This is a genomic window from Mesorhizobium sp. B2-4-14 (genome assembly GCF_006442155.1).
In the GTDB taxonomy this organism is placed as follows: Bacteria; Pseudomonadota; Alphaproteobacteria; order Rhizobiales; family Rhizobiaceae; genus Mesorhizobium.
This window is the reverse complement of the sequence record NZ_VFVA01000067.1, coordinates 1-10,278: the sequence shown is the minus strand read 5'-3', so window position 1 is coordinate 10,278 and position 10,278 is coordinate 1. Positions and strand designations below refer to the sequence as shown.

Genomic DNA, 10,278 nt, shown 5'->3' with positions numbered 1-10,278 from the left:
GCGTTCACTCCTCCGCAGCATGGCGCACCGACTCGGTGGTGTTCCATTTGATGAACTCGACTTCCTTCCTCGTCACTTCCCGCACGGTCTTCAACAGCGTTTCGTGCAGGTCACGCGTTGCGCGGTAATGTTCGCACTGCGGCGAAATGAATGCTTCACGATGCTCCAGTGCAGCGCCTCGGCCGCCGCTAGGAAGCGTTCGATTTCCGCCTCGGAAAACTGTGTGGATGGTTTGCTTCTGGCCATTTGGCGATCTCCGTTTTCTGAAGTCGTCGCCGCAACCGTCTCGACACGGCTGGCAAGCCCTATCGTCATCGGCCAAGCTGCCATCGCGGTGCTGCATCGCCTCGGCGATCTTACCGCGATGCTCTCTCGGTCCGCAGCTTCCATAACTTGGTCGGCTAGATCGTTTATCGCGGCCGGATCGTCGGTCACCGCATCCGGCAGATGCTCTGCCATCCACCGGTCGAGGAAATTGGCGCCGCGTGTGCTCATTTTTCCATAAGCAGCCGGCGCATATTAGGTTCCGCTTATCTTGATGCTCCTGTGGTGCTTCGCAATCGCCCTGGCAATCGCCATAGGCCACGCTGCTGCATTTTCGATCGAATATCTGGAAAGTAGTGACGCCGCCCTTCGTCACCGGTCTCAATGGCCCGTTCAGCCCATTGTTCTTAAAGCCGGCAGGGAACTTGTCGGCGAGCGCGGAACTTGCGAAGAGCGCCACTACCAGCATCACCAACAGGAGAATGCACTGTTTCATGCTCCCCTCCGCCAATTCTGACAGGCGAGGCTATCAGCGAGGTGCCGGCCAGGCAATCAAGCGCTCGATGTTGGACCCCTCGCATGACTGGCTACGCCAGTCGCCCTGCCATACCGGTCGAGACGGTGCATGACGACTACTCCAACGAGGCGAGCTGGAAGGCTGGGCAGACAGAGGGCCCTACTTTACGGGAAAGACGCGGGTGCTGCTGAGCCGACCGGTTAGGGCTTGGGTACTTTTGCACCAAGTGGTCATGCCGGCTAGCAAGTCATCCACGGCGCGGCTCCTCGCCGACGAGCTACCGCTGTTTCGTCACAAGTTGACGCACAAAGGCCAACGCTTGGCGTCTGCAACCGCTACTCACCATCCACCCAAGAACGTGCAGCGGATTTTCGAGAACGGCGTTCTCCGGAAACACCTTGATTTCGATCAACGCCGATGTCTTGTTGGTCTCGACGACAAGAGATTTTACCCGGGCAGGAATAGGGTCCGGTAGAGAGTAAGTGGGCTTGCCGGCGCTCCAGGCCAAGCCGGTCAACGACTGTCCACCGCCGAAGCGAACCGAGAACACTGCGCTCTCGCCGATCCCGTGGCGCGCAAGAACCACCTCGCCATCGCGGATGCAGCCGGGAGCGGATTCTTCGATGGAAATCGCCCAGGGATCGTCAAATCCACTTGGTTTGGACTGGTCGGCGGTAGTGCGTGCGCTTCCGATGGACTCGCTTCTCTGGCGCTCGTTCGTCAAAAGGCTCGCTATCAGCGCAAAATTTGAAGGTCCTGCCTGCCCGTCGCTGGCCGGCTGCGAACTGTTGGACGTCAAGGCATCCTCAGTCACCACTAAGGCTGCAGGCCCTGAAATGGGATTCACGCTGCCATCCTCGCCGAGCAATGTGACGACCGTACCGGCTGGCACGTTGATAACGTCGCTTGGCGCAAAGATCTTGCCTGGCGGCAGTTCATCCACAAACGGCTCAGTTGACAGCACTATGTATTGGCTGCCGGCCACCGCGCCTTGCGCCGCCACAACAACGGCCGCGGCAAGGGTCAGAGAGGCGATTTGCGAGATCGGACGCATGAGGCTCATGAGGTCCTACTTGTCGGCAAGATGAATGTTGCTCGGAAGTATCCGCCTGCAAGACGGCTATGGTGAAAAGCGATCAGAGCGTCTTGCGGATAGTTTGTGACCAACCGCCCAAATGCCGCTGTCGCGAGCCTATGGTCGGTGGCGAGCAGGGCGTACGCCTTTGCATATTCCTCGCAAAGTATCGTATTTTCTGACGTACGGCTCATTGCCTCGAAAGCCTCGATACCTTGGTCCTTGCCCTTAAGGTGCAGAACTCCTGCAGGGCGCAGCAAGAAGCGCGTTGCTTTTTTCGCGACTTCCGAGCTTATGCAATTTTTCGTGCCGATGTACTTGTTTGCGCCCTCCAGTCGGGCCGCAGTGTTTACCGTGTCTCCAATAGCCGTGTAGTTGAAGAACCGATTTCCCCCGAAATTGCCGACGACTGCCGGACCGCCATGAACCCCTATGCGGGTGGCGCCGAATGAATGGCCTCGTCCTCTTTCTCGCAGCCGCTGGGCCAGATCCTGCACAGCAAGTGCCAGGGACACCGCCAGCTCCGCCTCGTCATCTTGCGCTGCCGGAGCTCCGAAGAAGCCGACCACCGCATCGCCGATGACCTTGTCGATCGTCGCACCATGCCCGATGAACAATTCGCAGAGCCCGTCTAGATATTCGTTTAAAATGTCTGCCAGAACCTCTGGCGCCAATTTCTCGCTGAGTGCCGTAAATCCCTCAACATCCGTGAATACGCAGGTGATCTCACGCCTCTCGCCGCCAAGATGGAGAGCGTCGGGCTCCTTGACGATCGCCGCAACGACGGCCGGACTGACGTATTTCGAGAACGCGCTCTGAATGAAGTGGCGAGCGTTCGCGTCCCGTCTCCAAGCCAGGAAGCCAGTGAATGCCGACAGACCAAGAACAAGCAATGCTGGGGCGACCATCGGAAAGACGAGCGCGAACCTCGCGAAGGCCCACGCCTCACCGATCCACGCCAGCAGCACCGCACCGGCGACCGCAACAGGTTTGAAGACCACCGGGATTGGCCGCGAAACGATCCACAAGCAGAACAGCCCGGCAAGAAGCATTGGCGCGTATCCCACTGCAGGCCAAGGGATCGTTACTCTGTCCCCGGACAAGAGCCCGGCCAACGCGTGGGCATGGATGGCGATACCAGGGAGAACACCGGTTTCCGCGCCGCTCAACAACGCGAACGGTGTTGGATGATGGTCTATTTGCTGCAGGTCCAGGCCGATAAGAACATATTTTCCCTCGAACCAATTCAGCGGTGCCAGCGGAACGGCCTGTGCCGGATAGGTTGGAAAGTTGAAGGGCAAGCTGTTTGCCGTGCGGTAGTAGGCCATTTCCTTCAGCCCGGGGTCGCGACTAATGCCTGTCGATGCTGCAATCGCAGCAGCAAAGCTTGGCGTCCAGCCTCCTTTTGATTCTCGACCGGGAAAAGCCCCACGGACCACGCCGTCGAGATTGTCATGCGACAACGCGGCAAGGCCCCGCTTTGCCGACGGAGCGAACGCGTTGAGATAGTCGAACTGCCTCGGGGTGAGGCCGTCAGTGCGCGACGCCGAGGCGATCACCACAGGGACACTGGCGGTTTCGATAACAGTCTCCAGCCGGGCATCCTTTTGCGGCTCTGTTGGCTGGTCGAACAGCAGGTCAATACCGATGACAAGCGGGTGAGCCGACTCGATCCGGGCCACGATGTCGGCCAGGAAGCCGCGGTCCAGCGGTGAGCGGTATGGAAATTTCGCCAGGGTTTGTTCTGTTATTGCGACCACAACGATGTTGGGTGGAGCGCGAGTGAATGGCGAGATCGAGACCATCATCACATCGCGCAGAACATTCTCCAAGGGCGGTGAAACGAGAGCAGTCGAGATGCCTAGCAGAATCAGATAGGCGAGCGAAGCGGCGATGCCACCTCGCCGGAGGCTGACGATCCCTCTAGGTATTCGCAATCCGAAATAGCCCCCTAAGCCAGTGGAAGCGTTGCTCGCCGCCAGCATACCCGCTCAGCTGTATCAAGCAAATTGTCACCCGTTTGCGTGGGAATGCAGGGCCGAGCACCGAAACGCTGTCCCCCAACAATCACCTCGCAGCCGCTGCCCCTCATCTGCAGCCCGGAGGCATAGCTCTTTTCGGTTGCATTAGCCTCTGCTACAGTTCCCTCGGGGAGCCGTTTCTGCCATGCGCAGCGCTTTCATTCTGTTGGTTTTATTGTTTGTTGCTGTTTCAGGACAGGCAGCCGCCGAAAAGCGGGTGGCGTTGGTAGTTGGCAATTCGGCGTACAAGCATGCCGCACAACTCGCCAATCCGAAGAACGATTCGTCCGACATGAATGCCAAGCTTCAAAGCCTTGGCTTCGAGGTTGTCAGCGGCCAGGACCTCGACCTCGCGGGAATGCGTCGTACGGTGCGCGAGTTCCTGGAAAAGCTCGACGGCGCTGACATGGCGCTGTTCTTCTATGCCGGGCATGGACTGCAGGTGAACGGCAACAACTACATGGTGCCGGTCGATGCCCAGTTATCCAGCTACAATGACCTCGACTTCGAGGCCCTTCCGATGGACCTCGTACTTTCAGCGATGGAGCGCAGCACCAAGGTAAACCTCATCTTCCTGGATGCTTGTCGGGACAATCCGTTCGCCGAGAAGCTTTCCCGCTCGATGGGGACGCGCTCAGGTTCCGTGAGTCGGGGTCTGGCCAGGCTTGGCAGCGGAGTCGGCACGCTCATAGCTTTTGCGACGCAACCGGGCAATGTCGCCATGGACGGAGCAGGACGGAATTCTCCATTCACGACCGCACTGGTCGCTCACCTCGGCACACCGGGGCAGGATATCACGCGCGAGCTCATCGATGTGCGCCGCGATGTGCTGGCTGCGACCGAGGGCAAGCAAGTGCCGTGGGAGAATTCTTCGCTGACTGGCGAGGTTGTGTTGAAGCCTCTGGCAACGGAACCGAAAGCGGGATCTGCCCCCACTTCACAGTTTACGTCGCCGGGCAATGCAGTCGAGCTTGCTTATTGGGCGACGATCAAGGACTCGACCGACAAGAGTTTCTTCGAGGCGTATTTGCAGCAATTTCCGGGCGGCGTCTTTGCCCCGCTTGCGAGGTTGAAGATCGACGCGATCGACAAGCGCATGGAGGCGGAACGGCAGGCGGCGCACCTGCCGGAGACGGGGCGCGCCAACGCGACCGACCATGCCAAAGGGACGGAAGTCGCAAACCTTGAACATCGCGACCCGCTCGTCCAGTCATCCGCACCTGGCACGGACGCCAGCGAACTTGCGCGCGCCACCCAAAGGGAACTCTTGCGCATAGGATGCCTTTGGGGCTGGGCTAACGGAGAGTGGGGAGCCGGCAGCCGCAAAGCGCTGCAGGCCTACGCGGATCGGCAAGGTGTCAGGCTTGCATCGCTGGAACCGACAGCGGAAATTCTGGAAAGACTAAGGGCAGTCGGAGCACGTGTCTGCCCGCTTACTTGTGACAACGGAATGAGGGTGCAGGGCGATCGTTGTGTGCCGCAGGCGAGTGGTCTAAGTGCGTTCAATGGCACATGGAAACTAGTCAGACGGGCAACAACGGACTGCGGCGATTGGCGAGAACTTTCAACGACCGTCGTGATAAATAACGGCAAAGTATCGTCTAGCTCCGGATTTACGGGAAGTATTTCTAGCAGTGGTTCCATCAACATCAACCACACCTTTGTTTATAAAGGAAGAACAGGCGGCAACACCCTGACTGGCGTTATAAGAGGTGACAACGGAACGGGTAAATTCAAAGGGACCGGAGCTGGCAGCGGGTGTTCTGGAAGAATTACCATGGAGAGGATGTAGGAATACGGAGTCGGCCGTCGCCCGCATTTAGGTTGCAAGGCCGATGCTACGAGGCCAGCAGTTGAAAGAGCTACATAGGCGAGAGAAGAGCCGATCTGGAAGATGAACTGCGATCGTATACATAAAGCTCATGGGCAACCTTGTGCTTCTGGAGTTCGCCAGCCGCGTCATTGCAACCAACACCAGGCGCCAGAACGCGGAATCCACCGCGGGAAAACGAGCTTGGCACTTGATCCATCGGCAGCGGCGACAAACTGAGAAGCGCGATCCTTCAGGAGTTTGGCGACTGTTTTGATGGGTCGTGTCTTAGATTTCCGCACAGCGCGAATGTTGCAGTGGTCACCCGACCATTGCCGTAAGTTCACAGATCGGAGCGGTCATCGACAGCAGCTCCGTCGGCGACCTCGCCGTTCAATTCGGGCGGTAAATAGCCCTGGCGCGAGTACGACCTTAGCAACGAGTCCCGCGCGGAGGCGTCGCCGTAACAGTGCGAAATCATAGTTGATCCTTGCGCATCTCGATTGGGCCGCGTTAACGATGTTTGTTTGGGTTTGTTTAAATTGCAGCTCAGATTGTCATCGCATGTGGAAGATCAATCCGATTTGCGCCGCTCTTCTGCTCGCGCCACTCGCGTTCGCTGTCGCATTGTTCGTGCTCGCCACGATCTCAGACCGAGCGCATCCGCCTCAGCCTGACCCCAGGTTCACGTCGTCTATTCGATAGGCGCGCGGATGCGCCGCGCTGTTGCGCGTTGCTGGTCATTGGGATTCCTGTGTGAAAGGTGACTGCGATATGCGGATGTTCAGCCATGGCCATTGCCAATTTTGGCGCGCGGTCGAGCCTGGAGCGGAACAGGTCTGCTCTCCCGTCTCTCGCGTCGTCTGGACACCGCCGTCCCCTCGATTCGCCTCGCCTCAACGAGTGAATCACGCCTCAAAGCACAAGGGAATCGAAAAACTGAATTGCAAGAAAACCGCGGTCAAATACCGCAAATCCTGCAATACCTAATCCACAATTTCCTCAATCAGCCAGCCAGATCAATGCCTTGCCGATAGTTCACGAGCGACGAAATCGCGATAGCAGTCTTCGACCTGGCCGGGCCGGCGGCGTCGAGCGAGATGCCGCGAAGGTAGGCAGGGGTCTGACCGAGGCCGCCTCGTCAGAATGTGTAGCACGCTGGCGCTCGAAGCGGCCGGTGCCGAAGCCGGCGGCCGGTTACAGGCCTGGCCTGATACGGAGGACTGTCGTTGGCCATGGTTCCGGTACTGTTTGAACTGACGGAAAGCGGCTGGTCGTTCAAGCGAATTGAGGCGCGTACTTTCGGACCGTGGCCGCTAATGCCTCATACACCCTTTCTTCGCTAACAGCGCTCGTGCCTTTCACCCAGCTCGGTGTGGAAACCGGCGGCTCGAGAAAAGTGACACGTTCATTTACCGGCCCGTGCGGATAAGATCGGTTCGACCCGAAAACGAGAACGCAAGGTGCGCCGACAGCCGCAGCCGAGTGAGAGATACCGCCGTCAACGCCCAGAAACACCGTTGAGGCCGCGATCTGGCACACGGCCTCGGCGATGTCCGGCGTCGAAGTGAAATCGACAACTTCGGGCAATTGGGCTTGAATCCGGGCTGCTGTTTCTCGTTCGCGCGGTCCGCCGACGAGCCACACCGACCAACCGCGCCCGACATGGTCGCGAGCGGTCGATAGGAAGCGATCGACAGACCAGGAACGCAGATCCGCCGGTTCGGAGGTGTAGATCGCGAGCGCAGGTCTTGCCGGATCGACGCCGTGGCGCAGGCGCCAGTTCCCTAATTCGTCGGCCGAAACCAACAAGCGCGGCGCCGGTAACGTTGTGCCCTCGGCCGGTCTCCTGCCGAGCAGGGCGATGGCACAGACCTGTTCGAAAAGCCGTGTCTTGCGCGGGCCAAAGGCAACCATCGCCCTCCACCAGTCGGCAGGCAGGCGGTTGACGATGCCGAATTGCAGATCGCGCGGATATCCAATGCGTTCGGGAATGCCGGCCAGCCAAGGCACGAGCGCCGCCTTGGTGCTGCTCGTCAGTAGATATGCCGCCTGATAGTTCTCCTTACGAAGTTCGCGCGCCAGATGGACCCGCTCTCTAAGAGGGAGGGTCCAATGCCGCCGCTCCACTGTCCAGGCTTTCCGCACATGCGGCATCAGCCTAGTCAGCGGAGCGGCGATGGGCGAGCTGATAACATCAATCGGTTGTCCGGGAAACTTCTCCGCGATGATCTGGATCGCTGAGTGGCAACGGACGAAGTCGCCGATCGCCGGCAAGCAGAAGACGAGGATGCGGCGCAACAGGCATACCTTTTTGGATCCGGACGAGCTGCACTTATGGGAGGCACGCCGGTGCTTTGTCATGGAAGCGCTTGGCTATCAAGGAGCTGGCGGGTGGAATTCCAGTTTCGCCTTCAACATTTCCCGCGCCTGCCTTGACTTTCGCTTGTGCTTGCATGTCCGATGCACGCACGAATTCTATTTCCCCGGACTGCTGGCAACCCTAGACATTCATTCGACATCGAGCTAACGCCCTTCATTGTTCACGGACGACTGCCTCGCTGCATCTATCAGGTCTCGTGTCGCTTGAGCGACCTTGGCAACCGGTAGTCGATGTACGCAGTAGACGCCGCCCGGGTTGCCGGGTTTGCACAAATCGGGCGCAACACACTGGCAAGGCAATGGCGGCTCAACCGTGCGGTGAAGCACCCCCAAAGGCCCCCAGATGTCGGGTGGCGTGAGGCCATACAGGCCCACAACTGGGGTTCCGACCGACGCAGCCAAGTGCATTGGGCCGCTCTCGTTTCCCAGAAAGATAAATGCATCCGCAAGCAAAGCAGTCAGTGTCTCAAGCGAGACCTTACCAACGACGCTCACCAACGGTGACATTGCCGCGTTCAAGATTGCTTGCTCGGTTGCGCTTTCATCAGGTCCACCAACCAGTAGTGACCGCAGGCCCACCGTTGCATAAACCTCGTCGATTACTGCAGCGAACCGTTCAGGTTGCCAACACCGCCCTTCAAACCTTGCTCCAGCATGTACTGCGACGAAAGCTTTTACAGCCAGATTGCTTTGCGCCAGTACCTGGGTAGACGCGCTTCGCCCGGCTGGTGTGGGTTCAAGCCTCGGTGTCACTTCGCGCAATTCTATCCCAAGCGCTTCAAGCGGGGACAGATACCGGTACAAATAGTGCACGCCTCCATGGCCGTAGGTTTCAGCAAATATATTAGCAGGCTGAACTTCCCAAAATTTCAGGGGCGTTTCCGGGGGATTGTATCCAACGCGCAGCGGGGCGCCGATTGACCTGTGCATTATCCTCGATGTCTTCGAGTCAGCTACATCAATGGTGAGATCGAACTTTCGGCGGCGGAGGTCAGCGACCAAGCTTGAATATTCCTTCACTCGCTGAAGCAGGCTTCTACCAGCACTTCGACGTTCGAATCCGATGGCCACGTCTGCGATATTTTGGCTGACTACGAAGTCCCGCAGGCCAGGAGCGCAAAGCATGGCTATCGCGGCGTTTGGGTAAGCGAGGCGCAGATTTCGCACGAGCACCGAGGTCAGAATGACGTCCCCCATGTACTTCGTCTGAATAACGAGAATGGACCTGATAGCCTGCCGATCAACCATCGAGATATTCAGCACACCGACCTCCCGAAGGGCGGGTGACATTGATCCTTGGTCGGCTCGCAGCTCGAAGTAATGGATGTCGTTCTGTTCAACATCGAAGCGATGTCATCTTTGCTATAAAGTTCGGGAATAGTCCCCATATTGCGAGATTCCCTAAGAAACACTCGTCATGGCATCTGTCCCTGCCACAAGGGCAATCCAGTTTCTGCAGCGAAGTCTCTATCCTCTGCGTAGATTGGCTCGCCTCTTCTCACCACCAGTCGAAGCAAATCCGCATCTTCGTCGGCATGATATCGAAAGGCATTTCGGGTGTCGTATCCATGCCCGGCCTGGGACAGGGAAAACCCGCTGACGACAACAGGAGCGAAACCGGCGAAACGCGCCAGCATGATAGCGAAGGCTCCGGTGGAGATTTTCCGATGCCAGCCGCGGGACACATGATATTTGCCGCTAAGCCGCCAGACGATGTTGGCAAGTTGCCATTTGGTGAGCGCCTGCAAGGTATCAAAACGATAATTGAACGTGCAACAACCAGCTTTCAGCTTGTCTTCAACGTCCGGCCAAACCGGGATGATCAGATGTTTTGCCTGCCGTCCCTTTAACAAGTCGCGCTTGTAAAGGTCCTGTTCGTCCTCGCCGACCAAAATGCCGCGGCGGATGAGGGCGATATCAGGAACGGGGAGGCCGAAGGTTTCCGCCAAAAGCTGGGAAGCATTGACGGTCACAAGTGCCCAATCGGCATCATGTCCCTCCGGGAGGCGAAAATTCGGCGCCGACCCCATCACCAAGGCGGGACCCGTTGCCCTGGGCAAGCGAAGAATTGGCTTCGAGAAGGTTGGCAAGAGATCCAAAAGCGGAGTTTTCATGCGGGCATCTGGACCGCATGTTCCTCAAAGGCGCGCAGAATGCTCTCTTCTCGGCTCCACAATTCGTCCCATTGCGTGGCACCAGACCAGCCCGC

At 58.3% G+C, this 10,278-nt stretch carries 6 protein-coding genes and 1 pseudogene; 1 reads left to right on the top strand and 6 read right to left on the bottom strand.

The features are described 5' to 3' along the window. Positions 1–4 precede the first annotated feature (4 nt). From FJ938_RS28865 to FJ938_RS28850, 3 genes and pseudogenes are all read right to left on the bottom strand, one after another. Positions 5–246: pseudogene (locus FJ938_RS28865) on the bottom strand (hypothetical protein). A gap of 812 nt (positions 247–1,058) precedes the next feature. After that, positions 1,059–1,844 (bottom strand): hypothetical protein, encoded by a 786-nt coding sequence (locus FJ938_RS28855; RefSeq protein ID WP_140699994.1) that lies wholly within the window; start codon positions 1,842–1,844, stop codon positions 1,059–1,061. Then, positions 1,841–3,841 carry an adenylate/guanylate cyclase domain-containing protein gene (locus FJ938_RS28850; protein ID WP_140699992.1) on the bottom strand — a complete coding sequence of 667 codons (2,001 nt, stop codon included), beginning with the start codon at positions 3,839–3,841 and terminating at the stop codon, positions 1,841–1,843. Before FJ938_RS28850 ends, FJ938_RS28855 begins: the two co-directional genes overlap by 4 nt. Positions 3,842–4,022: 181 nt before the next feature. On the opposite strand from FJ938_RS28850, the gene FJ938_RS28845 reads away from it, so the two are divergent. Then, positions 4,023–5,669: a caspase domain-containing protein gene (locus tag FJ938_RS28845; protein ID WP_140699990.1), complete on the top strand. Its 1,647-nt coding sequence runs from the start codon at positions 4,023–4,025 to the stop codon at positions 5,667–5,669. A 1,296-nt stretch (positions 5,670–6,965) separates the two neighbouring features. On the opposite strand, the gene waaF is transcribed toward FJ938_RS28845, so the two are convergent. The 3 genes from waaF to FJ938_RS28830 form a co-directional block, all read right to left on the bottom strand. After that, positions 6,966–7,988 (bottom strand): lipopolysaccharide heptosyltransferase II, encoded by a 1,023-nt coding sequence (gene waaF / locus FJ938_RS28840; protein ID WP_140699987.1) that lies wholly within the window; start codon positions 7,986–7,988, stop codon positions 6,966–6,968. Positions 7,989–8,213: 225 nt separating this feature from the next. Beyond that, a complete protein-coding gene (locus FJ938_RS28835) occupies positions 8,214–9,332 on the bottom strand; it encodes a glycosyltransferase family 9 protein (protein ID WP_246673585.1) in 1,119 nt (372 codons plus the stop codon). 152 nt (positions 9,333–9,484) lie between these two features. Continuing rightward, positions 9,485–10,183, bottom strand: coding sequence for a hypothetical protein (locus tag FJ938_RS28830; protein ID WP_140699981.1), 699 nt, complete (start codon positions 10,181–10,183; stop codon positions 9,485–9,487). Positions 10,184–10,278: the final 95 nt, after the last annotated feature.

What these genes read in the sequence shown, in the direction of transcription:
- FJ938_RS28855 (WP_140699994.1), bottom strand. Translation starts at nt 1,844, where the DNA reads ATGAGCCTCATGCGTCCGATCTCGCAAATCGCCTCTCTGACCCTTGCC.
- FJ938_RS28830 (WP_140699981.1), bottom strand. Translation starts at nt 10,183, where the DNA reads ATGAAAACTCCGCTTTTGGATCTCTTGCCAACCTTCTCGAAGCCAATT.
- FJ938_RS28845 (WP_140699990.1), top strand. Translation starts at nt 4,023, where the DNA reads ATGCGCAGCGCTTTCATTCTGTTGGTTTTATTGTTTGTTGCTGTTTCA.
- FJ938_RS28850 (WP_140699992.1), bottom strand. Translation starts at nt 3,841, where the DNA reads ATGCTGGCGGCGAGCAACGCTTCCACTGGCTTAGGGGGCTATTTCGGA.